General features: G+C 71.1%; 15 protein-coding genes. 12 read left to right on the top strand and 3 right to left on the bottom strand.

Annotation, left to right across the window (positions count from 1 at the left end; translation table 11 throughout):
* Positions 1-4 precede the first annotated feature (4 nt).
* From O7608_RS18560 to O7608_RS18595, 8 genes are all read left to right on the top strand, one after another.
* Positions 5-4,819: a type I polyketide synthase gene (locus tag O7608_RS18560; protein ID WP_289205788.1), complete on the top strand. Its 4,815-nt coding sequence runs from the start codon at positions 5-7 to the stop codon at positions 4,817-4,819.
* 100 nt (positions 4,820-4,919) lie between these two features.
* Positions 4,920-5,234: an acyl carrier protein gene (locus O7608_RS18565; protein WP_289205789.1), complete on the top strand. Its 315-nt coding sequence runs from the start codon at positions 4,920-4,922 to the stop codon at positions 5,232-5,234.
* A gap of 2 nt (positions 5,235-5,236) precedes the next feature.
* Entirely contained in the window at positions 5,237-6,100 is an 864-nt protein-coding gene (locus O7608_RS18570; protein WP_289210946.1) for an alpha/beta fold hydrolase, read from the top strand.
* A gap of 28 nt (positions 6,101-6,128) precedes the next feature.
* Entirely contained in the window at positions 6,129-7,088 is a 960-nt protein-coding gene (locus tag O7608_RS18575) for a sulfotransferase domain-containing protein (RefSeq protein ID WP_289205790.1), read from the top strand.
* A gap of 50 nt (positions 7,089-7,138) precedes the next feature.
* Complete coding sequence (locus O7608_RS18580) at positions 7,139-8,986, top strand: hypothetical protein (RefSeq protein WP_289205791.1); 1,848 nt, start codon at positions 7,139-7,141, stop codon at positions 8,984-8,986.
* A 58-nt stretch (positions 8,987-9,044) separates the two neighbouring features.
* Positions 9,045-10,004 carry a CE1 family esterase gene (locus O7608_RS18585; protein WP_289205792.1) on the top strand — a complete coding sequence of 320 codons (960 nt, stop codon included), beginning with the start codon at positions 9,045-9,047 and terminating at the stop codon, positions 10,002-10,004.
* A 14-nt stretch (positions 10,005-10,018) separates the two neighbouring features.
* On the top strand, positions 10,019-11,296 hold the full coding sequence (locus O7608_RS18590; RefSeq protein ID WP_289205793.1) for an ABC transporter ATP-binding protein: 1,278 nt from the start codon (positions 10,019-10,021) through the stop codon (positions 11,294-11,296).
* On the top strand, positions 11,293-12,135 hold the full coding sequence (locus tag O7608_RS18595; protein WP_289205794.1) for an ABC transporter permease: 843 nt from the start codon (positions 11,293-11,295) through the stop codon (positions 12,133-12,135). The genes O7608_RS18590 and O7608_RS18595 overlap by 4 nt, the downstream gene beginning before the upstream one ends.
* Positions 12,136-12,141: 6 nt before the next feature.
* On the opposite strand, the gene O7608_RS18600 is transcribed toward O7608_RS18595, so the two are convergent.
* Complete coding sequence (locus tag O7608_RS18600) at positions 12,142-13,038, bottom strand: amidohydrolase family protein (protein WP_289205795.1); 897 nt, start codon at positions 13,036-13,038, stop codon at positions 12,142-12,144.
* A 159-nt stretch (positions 13,039-13,197) separates the two neighbouring features.
* Between O7608_RS18600 and ctaD the strand changes: the two genes are divergently transcribed.
* The 4 genes from ctaD to O7608_RS18620 all read left to right on the top strand — a co-directional run bounded on the left by ctaD (position 13,198) and on the right by O7608_RS18620 (position 17,344).
* The gene (ctaD, locus tag O7608_RS18605; RefSeq protein ID WP_289205796.1) at positions 13,198-15,192 is read left to right on the top strand and encodes an aa3-type cytochrome oxidase subunit I; all 1,995 of its coding nucleotides are present in this window, start codon (positions 13,198-13,200) and stop codon (positions 15,190-15,192) included.
* A gap of 80 nt (positions 15,193-15,272) precedes the next feature.
* Complete coding sequence (locus O7608_RS18610; RefSeq protein ID WP_289205797.1) at positions 15,273-15,731, top strand: DUF4383 domain-containing protein; 459 nt, start codon at positions 15,273-15,275, stop codon at positions 15,729-15,731.
* Positions 15,732-15,840: 109 nt separating this feature from the next.
* Entirely contained in the window at positions 15,841-16,350 is a 510-nt protein-coding gene (locus O7608_RS18615; protein WP_289205798.1) for a hypothetical protein, read from the top strand.
* Positions 16,351-16,543: 193 nt separating this feature from the next.
* A complete protein-coding gene (locus O7608_RS18620) occupies positions 16,544-17,344 on the top strand; it encodes a CDP-alcohol phosphatidyltransferase family protein (protein WP_289205799.1) in 801 nt (266 codons plus the stop codon).
* Between the two features lie 19 nt (positions 17,345-17,363).
* On the opposite strand, the gene O7608_RS18625 is transcribed toward O7608_RS18620, so the two are convergent.
* Positions 17,364-18,164 carry an FkbM family methyltransferase gene (locus O7608_RS18625; protein ID WP_289205800.1) on the bottom strand — a complete coding sequence of 267 codons (801 nt, stop codon included), beginning with the start codon at positions 18,162-18,164 and terminating at the stop codon, positions 17,364-17,366.
* The gene (locus O7608_RS18630) at positions 18,161-18,709 is read right to left on the bottom strand and encodes a GNAT family N-acetyltransferase (protein ID WP_289210947.1); all 549 of its coding nucleotides are present in this window, start codon (positions 18,707-18,709) and stop codon (positions 18,161-18,163) included. The genes O7608_RS18625 and O7608_RS18630 overlap by 4 nt, the downstream gene beginning before the upstream one ends.
* Positions 18,710-18,773 lie beyond the last annotated feature (64 nt).

Raw genomic sequence — 18,773 nt, forward strand, 5'->3', positions numbered from 1 at the left:
CCGGATGTCGGACCTGACTGACCCTCACCAGACCATCGCGATCGTCGGTATGGCGGCGCTGATGCCCGGTGCCCCCGACCTCGACGCCTACTGGCGCAACCTGGTCGACGGCGTCGACGCCATCACGGACGTGCCGCCGCACCGCTGGGACGACGAGTTCTACGATCCGGAGCAGGCCCACCGACCGGACCGGCTGTACTGCCGGCGGGGTGGCTTCGTCGACGACTTCGCCACCTTCGAGCCACTGCGGTTCGGCATCATGCCGACCTCGATCGGCGACATCGAACCGGACCAGCTGATCACCCTGCAGGTGGCGGCCGCTGCGATCGACGACGCCGGCGGCCAGGACCGTCTGCCGGACCGGGACCGGATCGGCGTACTGCTCGGCCGGGGCGGGATCCTGAGCCCGGCGCAGGCGCGGTACGCCCAGCGGGTCCGGATGTCCAGCCAGGTCATCGGCATCCTCAAGGAGCTGATCCCGGACCTGCCGCCGGAGAGCCTCGACCGGGTCCGGCGCAAGTTCGACGAGCGGCTCGGCCCGCAGCAACCCGAGGGCACGATCGGGCTGGTGCCCAACCTCGCCGCCTCCCGGGTGGCCAACCGGCTGAACCTGCGTGGTCCGTCGTACACCATCGACGCCGCCTGCGCCTCGTCACTGATCGCGGTCGACCAGGGCATGACCGAACTGCGGGCCGGCCGGTTGGACGCGGTGCTCGCCGGTGGGGTGCACCACGTGCACGACATCAGCTTCTGGTCGGTGTTCAGCCAGCTCCGGGCCCTGTCGTGGCAGGGTGAGATCCGTCCGTTCGACTCGTCGGCGGACGGCCTGCTGATCGGCGAGGGCACCGGCATCGTGGTGCTGAAGCGGCTGTCCGACGCGCTGGACGCCGGCGACCGGGTGTACGCGGTGATCCGCGGCAGCGGCGTCTCCAGCGACGGCCGGTCGGCGAGCATGTTCAACCCGGCGAGCAGCGGACAGTCGCTGGCCATCCGGCGGGCCTGGCAGGCCGCCGGGCTGGATCCGACCGCGCCGGACGCGCTGGGTCTGCTCGAGGCCCACGGCACCGGCACGCCGACCGGGGACGCCGCCGAACTGGTCACCGTCGCCGAGGTGTTCGGTGGATACCAGGGTGGGCCACGTCCGGTGATCGGCTCGGTCAAGTCCATGATCGGGCACACCATGCCGGCGGCCGGGATCGCCGGCCTGATCAAGGCGACCCTCGCCGTGCACCGCGGCGTCCTGCCGCCCACCCTGCACTGTGGGCAGCCACGGGACGAGATGGCCGCGACCCGGTTCGCGCCGATCGCCGCCGCACAGCCATGGGAGAGCGACGGACCGCGCCGGGCCGGGGTCAACGCGTTCGGCTTCGGTGGGATCAACGCCCACCTGATCGTCGAACAGCCGCCGTCCGCCCCGTCGGCCTGGGCGGCCGTGCCGAACGGCACGGCCGGGCAACCGGCCCGCTCGGCCGCCGTCGAGGTCGCCGAACCGGACCAGGTGCTGTGGTTGGCCGCCGCCGAACCGGCCGGCCTCGCCGCACTGCTGGACCGCGACGATTCGACGGTACGGCGTGACGGTGCCGCGTTCGCCGACGGTCCGCAGGCCCACGGCGCGCCACCGTGCCGGATCGGGGTGGTGGACCCGACCGACAAGCGGCTGGCCACCGCCCGCCGCGCGGTGAGTCGGGGAGAGCCCTGGCGTGGTGCCCGGGACATCTGGTTCACCACGGCTGGGCTGCTGACCGCCGGCGGGAAACTGGCGTTCGTGTTTCCTGGACTGGAGGCCGAGTTCACGCCGCGTACCAAGGATCTGGCCGCGCACTTCGGGCTGGCGGACCGGGAATGGTCCGCCGCCGACCTGGGCCGGCACGGTGCCGGTCTGATCGAGGTGGGCAAGTTCCTCGACGAGGTGCTCGGCCGGATCGGGATCCGCCCGGACGCGGTCGCCGGGCACAGCATCGGGGAGTGGTCCGCCGCAGCGGTGACCGGGCAGGTCAGTACCACCGACATGGACGGCTTTCTCAAGTTGTTCGACGCCGACTCGGTGGCGGTGTCCGGCTACGTCTTCGCCGCCGTGGGCGCCGGTGCCGACCAGGTGACGCCGGTGCTCGGCGACTTTCCGGGAGTGGTCCTGTCGCACGACAACGCGCCAGCGCAGTCGGTGGTCAACGGTCCCGAGGAGCAGGTCGACCGGCTGGTCAACGAACTGCGTCGGCGCAACGTGCTGTGTCAGAAGTTGCCGTTCCGGTCGGCCTTCCACACCCCGGCGTTCGCCGACGGGTTGCGGTCGATTGGGGCTGCCCTGCAGTCCTGGCGGGTACATCCGACGACGGTCCCGGTCTGGTCGGCGACCCTGACGGCGCCGTTCCCCACCGACGAACAGCAGGTCAACCAGATCTTCGTCCGGCACATGATGGAGCCGGTCTGGTTCCGGCAGCTGACCGCCGCGATGTACGACGCCGGTTTCCGGGTCTTTCTGCAGGTCGGCGCGGGACAGCTGGCGTCGTTGGTCAGCGACAACCTGCGGGGTCGGGAACATCTCGCCATGCCGGTCAACGTGGGCCACCGTACCGGTCTCGACCAGTTGCGCCGGGTCGCCACCGCGCTGTGGGTGGAGGGCGCGGCACCGGACCTACGGGCGCTGCGGCCACCCGCCGCCGCACCGGCCGCTCCGGCTCCGGCGCCACCGGCTGCTCCGGCGCGTCGAGGGCCGAAGATCCAGCTGGACCTGGGCGGTCCGCTGGTGCGCCTCGGACCGGGTGCCGACACCCTGCTCGGCCTGCCCGACCGGCCGGCGCCCCAGCCGTCCGGCCCGCCGTCGGGCCAGGCACTGCCGCCGGCCAGCACCGCTCAGGAACCACCTGTGCCACCGGCTGTGCCCCGCCCGTCGGTCGGGACCGAGCCGTCGGTCGAAGCCGAGCCGCCGGCTGCCGCGCGGCCGTCTGCTGTCGCCGAGCCGGCGGCCGGTTCGCTCAGCGCGTTGCACCGGCTCGCCGGCCGGTCCAAGGCCGCCGCGGAGCTTGCCGCGTTGCTACGGGACACGGCGGACGGCGCGGTGACCGTGCTGGACGCCGCCACCCGGCCAGCCGATCCGGTGCCGGCGCCCCCGGCCAGGTCGGCTGCCGTACCGGCGGCTGAGACCCGGTCGGCCACCGTACCGGCCGCCGCCGGGCCGGCACCGACGGCACCGACCACGACGGCACCGACCACGACGGCACCGACCACGACGGCAGCGGCACCGAAGGTCGGCCCGCCGCCCCGCACCGAGATCGCCCGGACCACCCTGCGGGTCTCCGTACAGACCATGCCCTACCTGCTCGACCACTGCTTCTTCGTGCAGCCGGCCGACTGGCCCAACCCCGAGGACCGGTGGCCGGTGGTACCGGCGACGACCGTCGTCACGCACATGATGGACGCGGTCGCGCAGGCCGTCCCCGGTCTGCGGGTGGTCGGTGTACGGGACGCCCGGTTCAACCGGTGGACCATCGCCGCACCGGCGCAGGACGTCGAGATCGTGGTCCGGGCAGCCGGTCCGGACTCGTACGCGGTGAACTTCGGCAGCTTTGCCCGGGCGACGGTCGACGTGGCCGCCGACTATCCGGCCCCGGTCAGCGCGCCGTGGACACACGACCCGGCCACCGAGACCGCTCCCCGGATCAGCGCCGAGGAGATGTACGCGGAGCGGCTGATGTTCCACGGTCCGCAGTTCCACGGGGTCACCACGGTGCACGCCCTCGGCGAGATGCACGTACGCGGCGTCGTCACCGCGCCCGTTCCGCCGGGCGCGCTGCTGGACAACGCCCTGCAGCTGATCGGAAACTGGCTCATCACCACCCAGCCGATGCGGACCGTGGCGCTACCGGTCGGGCTCGGCCACGTCCGGTTCTTCGGCCCACCGCCCGAGCCCGGTACGGCGTTCGAGTGCGTCGCCCGGGTCCGGTCGATCGACGACGCCCAACTGGTCGCGGACACCCAGCTCTCCGTCGGCGGCCGGGTCTGGGCGCAGATCGACGGCGCGGTCGACCGTCGGTTCGACAGCCATCCGCAGGCACGGCCAGCCGAACGTTTCCCGGAACGTTTCCCGATGTCGGTCCGTCAGCCGGAAGGGTGGACCGCCGTCTTCGACTGCTGGACCGATCTGGTGACCCAGTCGATGGCCGCGCGGGGCATCCTCGGCACCGCCGCGTCCGTCGACTACGAGCGGCAGCCGGGGAAGGCCCGTAAGCAGTGGCTGCTCGGGCGGATCGCGGCGAAGGACGCGGTGCGCTTCCGGCAGTGGGACGCCGGGCACACCGACGTCTACCCGATCGAGCTGACCATCGCCAACGATCCGAACGGCCGGCCGCGGGTGGACCTGCGCCCCGGTCGGGGACTACGGGACTGCGACCTTTCCCTGGCGCACTGTGCCGAGGCCGCCGTGGCGATCGCCGGCCCGGCCCGGTCGACGCCGGACGGCCCCGGGGTCGGTATCGACATCGTCGAGGTCACCGACCGGCCGGCCAGCACGATCGACTACGCCCTGTCCGGTACGGAGACCGCGTTGCTCGACCAGGTCTGCGCCGGCGGGGACCGGCAGTTCTGGTTCGCCTGCTTCTGGGCTGCCAAGGAAGCCGCCGGCAAGGCGGAGGGGACGGGACTGGACGCGGCGCCCCGCCGGCTGAGGGTGGTCGCCGTCGACACCGGCACCCTGCTGGTCGAGGTCCCTTCCGGCAGGTCCTACCGGGTCACCTGCCGGAGTCTGGAGAACCCGCCCGATCTGCCGCAGCGACGCTACGTCGTCGGTTGGACCTGGGGCCCGGAACCTGCCCGGCATGCCTGAACCAGGCCCTGATCGACGTGCCGACAAGCCGATCGACGTGCCGACAAGCTGATCGACGCCCTGACAAGCCGACCGACGTCCCGACAAGGAGACCCGCATCATGCCCGCCGACCACGACACCATCCTGACGGAGATCTCGCAGATGCTGCGCGCGGTGCTGCCCGGGATCGATCCGGACGAAGAGATCACGATGGACACCAGCTTCCGTGACGACCTGGAGATGGAGAGTATCGACGTCATCTCGCTGGCCGGGCGGCTGCAGGCCCGGTACGGCGACTCCGTCAACTTCGCCCAGTTCGTCGCGGGGCTCGACGTGGACTCGCTGCGCGCGCTGCGGGTCGGTGAGCTGGTCGGGCACATCTGCGCGGCGCTGGACGGACCGCCGGCGACGGTGGCGCAGGTGGCCGGCCAGTGACAATGGTCCAGGTCAACGGCCTGGTGACGCACGTCCAGGAGCTGCCGGCGGTGGTGGCCGATCCGCCGGCCGGCGGACCGGCCACCAACCCGGGTGGCGGTCCGGCTGCCGAAGCCGTCGCCGGCCGGCCGGTCGCGGTCCTGATTCACGGTATCGGGCCGGACAGCCTGGCCAGCTGGTATCTCAGCCTGGCGCACCCACTGTCCGACGCCGGATTCCGAGTGATCATGTACGACCTGCGGGGCCACGGACGGACCGAGCGGCCGCCGACCGGCTACCGGATGGACGACCTGGTCGACGACCTGGTCGGGCTGCTGGACCGGCTCGGCGTCGACGTACCCGTGCATCTGCTGGGCAACTCGCTGGGCGGTTCCATCGCTTTCGGATACGCGGCCCGGTACCCGGACCGGGTCGCCTCGGTGGTCGCGGTGGAGTCGGCACCGGCGACCGCCCAGTGGCTCGCCCGGGTGGGCCGGCAGCTGGTGCGGGCCGCGCAGCCGGACGGCGACGGCGGTCCGCTGGAGATGGCCGCCCGTGGCGGTGAGCGGGGTGCCCGCTACGCCGCGGCGGTCCGCCAGCTTGTCGTCGCCACCACCGCCGGTCGGGACCTGCCGGCCAGCACCCCCGCCGATCCGGCGGCGATACGGGCGATCACCTGCCCGGTGCTCGGCATCTTCGGTAGCGACTCGTCCGCCGCCGATCTGGCGCCGGCACTGGTCGAGCTACTGCCGCAGACCGAGCTGGTGATCGTCCCCGGGCACCGGCACGCGGTGCTGATCACCGCCCGCGACCAGGTCCGCAGCCAGGTGCTGCCCTGGCTCGCCCGGCAACTCGCCGACACCGGACGGCCCGCCCTGCGTGGTTGACGTCGTCGTTCTCACCCAGGAGGTTCCGATGCAGTTCGAGGCGCCCGGCCGGGCGATCATCATCAGCAGCGGGCGGTGTGGCTCCACGCTGCTGTCCGACCTGATCGTCGAGGAGCCGTCGACCCTGTCCGTCCAGGAGTTCTTCATGGCCACCCCGTCGTGGGCGAAGGCCACTGAGCCGATCACCGGGGCGGCGTACTGGCAGGTGCTGAGCAGCCCGAAGCCGGAACTTGCCACCCTGTTCGCCATCGGCCTGCCGCCGAAGGAGGTGCGCTATCCGGCGGACGGCCGGTGGGCCGGCAACCTGACCGAGTTGCCGCAGCTGCTGGCGATCACCCTGCCGAAGCTCACCGACGATCCGGACGGCCTGTTCGACCAGCTCGCCGGAGAGGTACCGGACTTCCCCGAGCAGCCCTTCGTCGACCACCACCGGATGTTCCTGGACCTGCTCGCCCGGTTGACCGGCCGGCGTCGCTGGGTGGAGCGCTCCGGCGGATCAAGCCAGATCGCCCCGTACCTGCTGCGGTCCTTCCCGGACACCCGGATCGTCTATCTGACCCGCAACTGGGCGGACACGGCGCGGTCGATGAGCAGGCATTCGTCGTTCCAGCTCATCCAGCTGCGGCTGGAGTTCGTCTCCCGGTGCGGCGTGGACCCCTTCCAGATGGGCCCGGACCAGCGGGTGCCGGCGGATCTCGAGCATCTGCTACCCGACCGGATCACCGCCGACCTGCTCCGCGAGCGGGGCGAGGACAGCACCCGTTACCTCGGGCTCTGCGCGTTCATGGCGGCGCAGGCGGAGCAGGCACTCGCCGACAACCCGCCGGCGCACCTGCTCACCATGACCTACGAGGACCTGGTCGCCGACCCGGAGCCGCAGTTGGCCCGGCTGGGTGAGTTCCTCGAGTTCGACGACCCGTCCGGCTGGGCCCGACAGGTCGCCGGCCGGGTGGGCAGGGGCGCGGTACGGCAGACCGCCGCCGTGTGACCCGCAGACATTCCGCACCAGCAAACCACAGTAGAGGGAGAGAGTGTGTGATGCGTAGGTTGCGTCCCTTCGCGGGTCGAGGCCGGCCGGTCGTCCAGCCGGGAGCCGCTGCTCGGCCGACAGCGGTGGTACTGCTCGTCGGACTGTTGCTGGCGGCCGGTCCGGCTGCGGCGGCACCGGTCGCCGGGCCCGACGCTGCGGGCGGCGGCCATGGCGGCCATGGCGGGCTCCGGCACGAGCGGACCCTGTTGGCGAAGGCCCCGGTCGACGAATGCTTCGTCGACATCGGCATCGACTATCCGGCCGGGCCGCCGTGCGAGACCGGGCAGGCCAAGGTCAACCAGTCGTACGTCTGGGGACTCACCCGCCACAAGCACCGGTTGTGGTTCGGCACCGGGGCCAACATCAACTGTATGACCAGCGGCAACAATCTGCGCAACACGACCCCGACCCGCAACGCCGACTGGGTCTGCGAGTACGGCCAGAGCGAGATCGCCCGCCGTAACCCGCAGCTGCCGCCGACTCTCGGCGACCACCGTACCCCCAGGCTCTACACGTACGACACGAAGAGCCGGCAGATGATCGAACGCACCGACGCGGTCCGCGCCGCCTCGCCGGACGACGCCAACCGGTTGACCACCACCGCCGGTATCCGGGCGGCGGGAAACCACCGCGGCGTGGTGTTGTTCGGCGGTCCCGCGCTCGGCGCGACGCTCAACCTGTTCGCGTTCGACGCCGACACCGGTGCTTTCCTGGGCTCGCGCAACTACACCGAGTACGGCAACATCCGGCACTTCCTCGTCGCCGACGGTGAGCTCTACACCGGTGTCGGGGTGGGACCCAACGGTGGTGAACGCGGCCTGGTGCTGCGCTGGACGGGCAGCAAGTCGGATCCGTTCAGCTTCACCGAGGTGGCGAACCTGCCGGCGCAGGCGGTGGACCTCGCCGCCCACCAGGGCCGGATCTACGTCACCACCTGGGTCGGTGCGGAGGCCGCGGTGGCCACCTCGGCCGGCCCGGTGTCACCCACGGCGGACATCGCCGACGCGCCGACGGCCGACGACCCGACCCCACCGAACGTCGCCGGGGTCTGGATGAGCCCGAAACTGTCCAACAACGGCCCAGGGCTGGACGAGCGGGACGCCGACGGGTGGACCCGGGTGTGGAGCGTGCTGGACTACGAGCCGGATCCGATCATCGCCCGGACCTACGGTCTGGGCGGCCTGGCCTCCTACAACGGCAAACTCTACTGGGGCACGATGCACGTGCCACTGAAGTCGACCACCGTACACCTCGCGGTCTACCCACCTACCGATGAGCAGGGGGTCCGCGACTCGGTTCGCAACACCCAACGGGCGATCGGCATCTTCCGGGGCAGCTTCCACGGCCATCACCAGCAGGTCGAGCTGCTGTACGGGGCGCCGCAGCTGCCTGCCTACGATCCGGCGGCGAACGACGGCGCGGGGCAGTGGGTCACCACCTCGACCGGGTACACCCCGCTGTACGGGCCGTCCGGGTTCGGTAATCCGTTCCTGAACTACACCTGGAAGATGGTGGTGGCCGGTGGCCGGCTCTACGTCGGCACCATGGACTGGGCCTACCTGGCCAAGGAGTTGCAGCAGCCGGAGGCTCCGCCGGCCGCTGCCGACGACGAGGAACCGGATTTCGGTGCGGACCTGTACGTCTTCGAGTCCACCCACAAGGCAGCCACCGCCGTGGACACCACCGGCCTCGGCAACTACCTCAACTACGGGGTCCGCAGCATGGTCGTCGACGGCACCACGGTATACATCGGAACGGCCAACCCGATGAATCTGCGGACTGACCTGACAGACGATGTCCCGGAAGGCGGTTGGGAGTTGCTCAAGTTGACCCCGAAACACGGTCCGAAGAAGTAGGTGGGCGATGTCGTGGTACCGGCGCAGGCTGGCCGTCCTTGTCGTGACAGGTGCACTGGTGGCACCGGTCGCGGGCTGTACGTCGGCGCCGGACCCGGCACCGCCACCGACCTCGGCGCCGTCGGGCGGCGTACCGACCGACCCGACCGGGCCGGGCGGGACGCCGCCTCCGGCCGGGTCGTCGGCGCAGGAGATCACGGTTGACGGCTACGCGCGGACCTACCGGGTGTACCGACCTGCCAACCTGCCGACCGACGGCCCGGTTCCGCTGGTGGTTATGTTGCACGGCCTGCTCGGCAGCGGGGAACAGGCCGAGTCCTGGTACGGCTGGAACTCCGCCGCCGACGCGGGAGGGTTCGTGGTGGCGTACCCGGACTCGCGCAACCGGGCGTGGGCGGTGTCGCCGGAGTGCTGTGGCGTGTCGGCGCGGGACGGAGTCGACGACACCGCGTTCGTGGCGGCGGTCGTGGAGTCACTGCGCGGCCGGTTGCCGGTGGACCCGCGTCGGACCTATGTCGCCGGCATCTCCAACGGCGGCATGCTCGCCTACCGGCTGGCCTGCGACACGTCGATCTTCGCTGCGGTCGTCGCGGTGTCGTCGACCATGCTGGGGGACTGCCCGGCACCCGAACCGATCTCGGTGCTGCACATCCACGGCACCGCCGACGAGACGATTCCGTACACCGGGGGACCGGGGCGATGGGACGGTGCCGGTCGCGACGGGGTACCGGGCACCGTCGACGGACCACCCGTACCCGATCTGGCGCAGCGCTGGCGGCAGATCGACCAGTGCGCTGCCCCCCGGACCAGCACCGAGGGGACCGTCACCACGGTGACGGCCAGCTGCCCCGAGGGCCGGGCGGTCACTCTGATCACCATCGCCGGTGCCGGCCACCAGTGGCCCGGTTCCCGGCAGCGGCCGGCGGGCCGGCTGCTCGGGCTCGACCGACCCGCCACGGAGCTGGACGCCACCGCCACCGGCTGGCAGTTCTTCGCCTCCCATCCCAGACCCGCCTGATCAGGAGAGGCCAGATGTCGAGTACCGGCACCCCACCGATGATCGACGAATCCACCACCGCGGCACCCGTGGTGCCGGCCCCGCGCCAGCACGGCGCCACACCGGCGGTCGAGGTCGTCGACCTGGTGAAGCGCTATCCCGGGCAGGAGGTGAACGCGGTCGACGGACTCTCCTTCACCGTACGGCCGGGGGAGGTTCTCGGGCTGCTCGGGCCGAACGGTGCCGGCAAGTCCACCACGGTCGGCATCCTCACCACGACGATCGGGGCGAGCTCAGGAACCGCCAGGGTGGACGGGGTGGACGTGTCCCGCCACCCGGTGGTCGCCCGGACCCGGTTCGCGGTCGTGCCCCAGTACAACAACCTCGACCGGTCGTTGACGCCCCGGCAGAACCTGCTCTACCACGCCGCCTACCACGGGGTACGGCGTAGCGAGCGGCTGCGCCGGGCGCAGCGGCTGTTGACCGAGTTCGGCCTGGAGCGGCAGGCCGATTCCCGGGTCGACTTCTTCTCCGGTGGGATGGCGCAGCGGCTGATGATCGCCCGTGCCCTGATGCACGACCCCCGGGTGGTCTTCCTCGACGAGCCGACCAACGGTTTGGAGCCGCAGGCCCGACTGCTGATCCGGACCCGCATCCGGCAGCTCCGCGAGCGCGGCGTCACGGTAGTGCTGACCAGCCACGAGATGGGCGAGGTCGCCGAGCTGGCGGACCGGGTGGCGATCGTCGATCATGGTCGGCTGCTGGCCCTGGACACACCCGCGAACCTGTTGCGCGGGCTCGCCGGGCGCACGGTGCTCGACCTGACCGTGCGACCTGGGCCGGGCGACGACGCAACCGCCCTCCTCGCCGCGCTCACCGGGCTGCACGGGGTGCGTACCGGGGAGGTCGGCGTGGCCGGGGAGCCGGCTGCCGGGCCGGGACCGGCCGGTGCCGGTCGTCCCGCACTGGCGGCGCTCGCCGCGGATCCGGCGATCGCGGCGAAGATCGCGGCCGCGAAAGCCGACCCCCGGATCGCGGCGAAGATCGCGGCGGCCAAGTCCGATCCGGCGATCGCGGCGAAGATCGCGGCGGCCCGTGGCAACCCGCGCCTCGCCGAGCTGCTCGGCGCGGCGGCGGCCGGTCCGGCGGCGGAGGTCCGGCTGCGGTTGCGGCTGGACGCGGAGGTGGCCGTGGTCCTCGGCCCGGCGTTGGCTGTGTTGGCGACGCGCGCCGCAACCCTGACCGACGTGCACATCGGCAAGCCGGGTCTGGAAGACCTGTTCCTCACCGTGACCGGCAAGGAGATCCGTTGAGCCTGATCGACGCCACGGCCGTACCGGTGGGGCCCGCCGCCGGATCCCCGCCGAGCTCGCCCGGCCGGCCGCCGGTGGCGCGGGCCTTCGGTGCCATCCTCCTGCGGGACCTGTTCGTGTCCGGCAAGGACATCTGGTTCGTCCTGGCCCAGGTCCTGCTCACCCCGCTGTTCATGTTGTTCATCTTCACCCGGGTGCTGACCATGCAGGGCATCGTCGGTGCCGGGTTCGCGGACATCCTGCTGCCCGGTACGGTCGCACTCGCCACGTTCACCGCCTCGCTGCAGAGCGTCGCGGTGCCACTGGTCAAGGAGTTCGGGTTCACCCGGGAGATCGAGGACCGGCTGCTGGCGCCGCTGCCGACGACGTTGGTGGCGGTCGGCAAACTGGTGGTCGCGACGCTGCGGGGGCTGTTCGCGGCGGCGGTGGTGTACCCGTTGGGTGCGCTGGTCGTCGGCGCTGCTCCGGGCAGTTGGTCGGCGCTGCCGTTGACGGTGCTGGTGGTGCTGCTCGCCGGCTGGGTGGGCGCGGCGCTGGGCATGATGCTGGCGACGGTGCTGCCGTTGCAGCGGATCCAGGCGACCTTCTCGCTGTTCGTGACCCCGATCATCTGGACCGGTTGTGTGCACTATCCGTGGCAGCGGTTGGCGGAGATGCCCTGGTTCCAGGTGGCGACCGCGGTCAACCCGATGACGTACGCCGCCGAGGCGCTGCGCGGGGCGCTGGCACCGCACGTCACCCACCTGCCGGTCGGGTTGTGCCTGCTGGTCCTGACGTTGGTGGCGGCCGCCGTCACCGGCGCCGCGCTGGCCACGTTCCTGCGGCGCGCGCGGCGCTGATCAGCCTCAGCCGAGCCGGTAGACCCGTCGGGCGGTGTCGGCGAAGACCGCCTGACGCTGCGCCGCCGGGAGTCCCGCGCAGGCCGTTCGGACGATGCCGAGCCAGCGGCGGTACCCGGTGGCGAGGGTGGCGACCGGCCAGTCACCGCCGAAAAGGCACCGGTCGGCGCCGAATCGGCGCAGCGCGTGCTCCAGGTACGGCAGCAGGTCCGCGCCGAGCCAGCCGGTCGCGGACTCGGTGGCCAGTCCGGAGAGCTTGCAGACCACGTTCGGCAGGTCGGCCAGGCGGGACAGGTCGTCACGCCACGAACTGGTCGGTCCGGCCGCGACCGGCGGTTTGCCGACATGGTCGAGTACGAAGGTGACCTGCGGTACCCGGGCCGCCAGCAACGTCACTTCGGCCAGCTGGTGGTGCCGGACGCAGAGGTCGAAGCAGAGCCCGTTGGCGGCGAGCAGCCGCACTCCGTCGACGAAATCGTCGCAGACGCTGAAGCCGGCAGCCTCGTCCTGGATGTTGCGGCGCACCCCTGTGACCAACCGGCGGCGGCTCAGCGCCGCGACCTGGGCGGCCGCCGCGTCGCCGCGTTCCAGCGGCGCGTGGGCCACGACGGCACGTAGCACGGGCCACTCGGCGGCGAGCTGCTCCACCCAGTCCACTTCGGCGTCGGCATGCCGGTCGGTGCGGCCCGCTTCGACGAAGACCGCACCCGCCAGCTGGAATCCGGTCTGGTCCAGACCGGTGGTGGCGACCAGCAGATCCGCCGGCAGGTAGCTGCGGTGCAGGCCGGGCACCTGGGCCAACCACGGATAGTCCAGCCGGTCGGGATCCCACAGGTGCAGATGCGAATCGACGACCTCGACAAGGTGGTCGGGGGTCCGGTGGTCGGTCGTCGTCGCGCTCATGCGGCTCCCGTCGCCGATCAGGGGGTCGGCAACGATCCTTCCGTACCGGCTCCGTGAGGTAAAGGGAACGACGGACAGCAACCACCTAATCCGGATTTAGCTCATCTAAGGACGGCTTATCAGGTTAATGTCAGGCAAGCGCCGGCGGGAGGGGTGGTCATGGCTGATCAGATCACGGCCGGTACGCGCCCGGCGGCGCGCATCCGTCCGACCGCCCTCGGGTCGACCGGCGGTTCCCCCGGCCCGGTGCGGTCAGTGGTCCCCGGCAACTCGCTGGCCCGGCTGCTACGCAGCACCGACGCCAAACAGATCGGGCTGCTCTACCTCGTCACGTCGTTCGGCTACTTCGTCGTGGGCGGGGTGATGGCCCTGCTGATGCGGGCGGAGCTGGCCCAGTCCGGGATGCAGCTGTTGTCGCCCGAGCAGTACAACCAGCTGTTCACCATGCACGGCACGATCATGATGCTGCTCTTCGCCACCCCGCTGGTCTTCGGCTTCGCCAACTACCTGGTGCCGTTGCAGATCGGTGCCCCGGACGTGTCGTTTCCCCGGCTCAACGCCCTGGCGTACTGGCTCTACCTGCTGGGTGGGCTGCTGGTCATGGGCGGCTTCCTGACTCCGGGTGGTGCCGCCGACTTCGGCTGGTTCGCGTACACCCCGTTGAGCCTGACCGAACACACCCCCGGCGTCGGCGCCAACATGTGGATCGTCGGGTTGGTGGTCTCCGGGCTCGGCACGATCCTCGGCTCGGTGAACCTGATCGCCACCATCCTGACGCTGCGGGCCCCCGGCATGACGATGTTCCGGATGCCGATCTTCACCTGGAACATTCTGATCACCGCGCTGCTGGTGATCCTGGTGTTCCCGTTGCTGGCCGCCGCCCTGCTGGCGCTGCTGGCCGATCGGCTGCTGGGCGCGCACGTCTACGCCCCGGCCACCGGCGGCCCACTGCTGTGGCAGCACCTGTTCTGGTTCTTCGGCCACCCCGAGGTCTACATCGTCGCGCTGCCGTTCTTCGGCATCATCAGCGAGATCATCCCGGTCTTCTCCCGCAAGCCGATCTTCGGCTACAAGGGCCTGGTCGCCGCGACGATCGCGATCGCCGCGCTGTCCATGAGCGTCTGGGCGCACCACATGTTCGGCACCGGTCAGGTGCTGCTGCCGTTCTTCTCGCTGCTCAGCTTCCTCATCGCCGTCCCCACCGGGATCAAGTTCTTCAACTGGATCGGGACCATGTGGAAGGGGCAGCTGACCTTCGACACCCCGATGCTGTTCGCCGTCGGCTTCCTGGTGACCTTCCTGCTCGGCGGGTTGACCGGCGTCCTGCTCGCCAGCCCGCCGGTGGACTTCCACGTCACCGACAGCTACTTCGTGGTAGCCCACTTCCACTACGTGCTGTTCGGCACGATCGTGTTCGCCGCCTTCGGTGGGGTCTACTTCTGGTTCCCGAAGATGACCGGCCGGTTGCTCGACGAGCGGCTCGGTAGAGCGCACTTCTGGACGATGTTCATCGGGTTCCATCTGACGTTCCTGGTGCAGCACTGGCTCGGCGGCGAGGGCATGCCCCGCCGGTACGCCGACTACCTGCCCAGCGACGGGTTCACCACCCTCAACATGATCTCCACGGTCGGTTCGTTCGTCCTCGGCGCGTCGACGTTGTTCTTCATCTGGAACGTCTGGAAGTCCTACCGGTTCGGCGAGGTCGTGACCGCACACGATCCGTGGGGTTTCGGCAACTCGCTCGAATGGGCCACCAGTTGCCCGCCGCCGCTGCGCAACTTCGACCGGCTGCCCCGGATCCGGTCCGAGCGGCCGGCGTTCGAGGTCAAGTACGGCACCCTCGTCGCCGACCTTGGCCGGGACCTGCCGCAGCGGGACACCGCGCCACCGCAGCACCTCGTCGACGAACTGCACCGGGAACGGGTCACTGACCACGCGGTCCGCCCGGGGACGGCACCGGCGGCCGACCTGACCACGGTCCGGCCCGACCCGGTGACGGGTGCCCGCGCCATCGAGGTGCCCCGGCCGGAGCGACTGCGCCGGCCGAGTTTCGAGCACACCACCGAGCCGCGCAACGTACTCGGTGCCGAACGCGACCCGCACGACCAGCGACCGTCGTCGGCCACCGACGACGACCCTCCGGAGCGGGCCTGACCCGCGACCGCCACGGCGGCGGACAGCCGCCGTGGCACCGCACCGGCGCACCGTGGGCCACCACGGGAGGAAGGACGACAATGGTCCGTACCAGCACCGCGACCGCTGACCAGACCACCGCCCGGCAACCGGTGCAGTCCGCTGCGGCCGCTGTCGGCGGGGTCTTCCTGCTGATCGGGGTCGCCGGCTTCATTCCGGGGATCACCACCGAGTACGGCGAGATGAGCTTTGCCGGGCACGACTCGCACGCCTACCTGTTCGGCCTGTTCCAGGTATCGGCGCTGCACAACATCGTGCACCTGCTGTTCGGCGTCGGCGGGTTGGCGTTGGCGCGCACCGTGTCCACCGCGCGTCTGTACCTGGTCGGTGGCGGCGCACTCTATCTCGTCCTGTGGCTGTACGGGCTGGCCATCGACCACGCCAGCGCGGCGAACTTCCTGCCGGTCAACCACCAGGACAACTGGCTGCATCTCGGTCTCGGGCTCGGGATGCTGGCCCTCGGCCTGTTGTTCAACCGGCGCCCGGTGATCGGCCGGTGATCGGCTGTGCCGCGCGCTGCCGGGTGGCCACTGCCAGCTGAGGCGGCCGTTGCGCTAGCCTCCGATCCCTGACCGTGCCGACAGGCGCGCAACGCCCGAGGAGACGCAGATGTTCGAGGAAGTCGCGGGGATCCCCGCCCATCCGTTGCTGGTGCACGCCGCAGTGGTCTTCGTCCCGCTGCTGGCACTGCTGGCGGTCGGGTACGCCCTGGTGCCGTTCATCCGGCCGCACACCCGGTGGGTGCTGGCCGCCCTGGCGGTCGTCGCGCCACTGGCCGCCCTGGTCACGAAGCTGTCCGGCGACGCGTTCTTCAACCGGATGGACGCCGCCGGCAGGATCACCGAGGGTTTCCTTCCGGTGATCCAGGAGCACGAGCAGCTGGGGAACCTGACGCTGGTCGCCGCGCTCGTGTTGGCTCTCGCTACCCTGGCCCTGGTGTATCTGGTGGGACCACGGGTCGCCGCCACGGCGCACGGTGCCGCGAGCTCCGGGGTACGGGGAAACCGGGTCCTGGTTCTCGTGGTCAAGGGTGTGGTGATCGTGGCGGCCGGGGTAAGCCTCTACTTCGTCGTGCGTGCCGGCGATTCGGGTGCCAAGGCGGTATGGACCGGCTACTGACAGTGGCGGTCCGCTGAACGCGTCGGACCTTCGGTCAGTTCCACCCGTCGGGGAGAAATCTTGCCCCTGCCGGTGAACTGTTCGTGCCGAATCGCCGTTGGTGGGGGTGTGGCACCGATGCGGGCGGCACCGGTGACCAGTCGGCGACGGAGGAACAGTGACGGTAGGCGTAGGGAACGAAACGGTCCGTTCGGTGCACGCGCCGAGCATCGGTCTGCTGGCGCAGATCGCGGTGCTGATGACCCTGGCGGCGACCAGCGGACTCGGGGTCGCCGGGTGGCTGGCAGGTCTGGCGTACGGTGCTGCGACCTGGGCGTTGCTGATCCGGGCGATGCAGCAGCCGGACGTGACCGGATGGGGCCCGGCGGACACCGTCACCCTGGCCCGGGGCACCCTGGTCGGTGGCGTCACCGCGTTGGTGGCCGACTCCTTCTTCCGCCCGGTGCCGCTGCTGGTGCTGGTCGCGTTGGCGGCGGTGGCGCTGGCGCTCGACGGCGTCGACGGTCAGGTCGCCCGGCGGACCGGCACCTGCTCACGGCTCGGTGCCCGCTTCGACATGGAGACCGATTCGGCGCTGGTCCTCGTGCTGAGCGTGTTCGTCGCGGCCACCCTGGGTTGGTGGGCACTGGCGATCGGGGTGTTCCGGTACGTCTTCGCCGCCGCCGCGTGGGTGGCACCCTGGTTGCGGGCGCCGCTGCCACCCCGGTTCAGCCGCAAGACGGTGGCCGCGACGCAGGGCACCGTCCTGGTGGTGGCCGCCGCCGGCGTCGCACCGACGCTGGTGACGGTCCTCGTGGCGATGGTTCTCGCCGCGTTGCTCTGGTCGTTCGGCCAGGACGTCCGCTGGTTGTGGCGGCACCGGAAACCACCGGTCGAGCCGGCCCACGCCGAGCAGCGGCAGATGGAACAGCGGCACGCCGACCATGTCCCGTTCGACCAGGCACCGTTCGAGCGGTCGCAGGTCGACCGGCTGCGGGCCGCGTTGTCACGCTGACCGTCGTGGACCCGGCCGGTCAGCCGGCAGCCGCCGGCAGCACCGCGTAGACGTCACCGGCGTTGGCCGTGTGCGGCAGGTCCTGCAGATGCCCGGCCATCTCCCCGGCGGACACCCAGCGGTCGAAGCTCAACCGCTGGGTTTCGCCGAGCGCGAGGTCGTAGCGGTAGTCGCCGAGCGCGGCGAGCCTGTGCAGGCAGCGCAGCGCACTGTCCCGCTGGATGGTGGTGAACTCGAAGGACAGCGCCGGCAAGGGCACGGTCAACCCGGCGAGGACGGCCTCCTCGAAACCCTCGACGTCGATCTTGACGAACCCGGGCCGGCCGTGTACGGCGATCAGCTGATCCAGCGTGGTGGTCGGTACGTCGAGTTCGGCGTCCCAGACCTGGTCGGTCCAGCCGCCGGCCCCGGCGGCGGCACCGACGAACGCCGCCGAGGCGGTGGAGACCGTCGGGTTGGCCGAGTTGATGAACATCCGGACCGATCCGACCGTCTCGCCGCAGGCGGACTCCAGCACGGTGACCGCCGGGTCGTCGGCGTAGACGACCCGTACGGCGCGGGCACACAACGGCTGCGGCTCCAGCGCCACCACCCGCGCCCCCAACCGCCGGAAGCTGCCCACCCGGTCCCCGACGTGCGCCCCGATGTCGAACACCAGGTCTCCGGGGCCGACGAAGCGCCGGTAGAGCTGGTCCATGGCGGCGTCGCGGTCAGGGTCGCCGTAGTAGAACTCCAACGAGCGGCGCAGCGCGGCCAGCTGCGGATCGGCGGCCAGGGCGCGGGCCGTCACGTCGGGTCCGGGTAGGTCGGCGGCGCTCATCGGGCCATGGTACGGGCCAGGAACGCCAGCTGGGCCTGCTTGTCCGCCAGATCCAGCTGCGCGTCGAAGACGAAACCGAGCCGCTTCCACCGGCGCAGCGCCGGCTCGTTGCGGACGTCCGGTTCGATGACGATCCGCTGGCGCCGGGGATCGCTGAACAGGTATCCGGTGAACGCGGCGGCGACCGCGTCGGTGAACCCCGGGATCCGGTGCCGGGCCGGGGCGAGGAACAGGTGGATTCCGACGTCGCCGTCGCGGACCGGATAGTGCTCGCCGAGCGGGTCCTCGGCCGGCTCGTAGGTCTGGAAGATGCCGACCGGTTCGTCGTCGACGCTCATCAGGTACGCGTGGTGCGAGTCCAGGCTGTCGATGAACCGGTAGATGTCGCCGACCTGTTCCCGGGTGTGCCGGGTCATGCCCCAGAACCGGGCGCGGGGCTCGGTGACCCACCCGTACACCAGGTCGAGGTGCAGGTCAGGGTCGAGCACCGTCAGGTCGAACCGGCCGATGCCCGGCAGTCGCCGGGAGTGGACGGTGGCCAGCATTCGCCGCGTACCGTCCGCGTCGCCGCCGACGAGGCCGTCGTCGTCGCCGAGGAGGCCGGCGCTG

Origin of the sequence: Solwaraspora sp. WMMA2056 (genome assembly GCF_030345095.1) — a bacterium.
Classification (GTDB): domain Bacteria; phylum Actinomycetota; class Actinomycetes; order Mycobacteriales; family Micromonosporaceae; genus Micromonospora_E.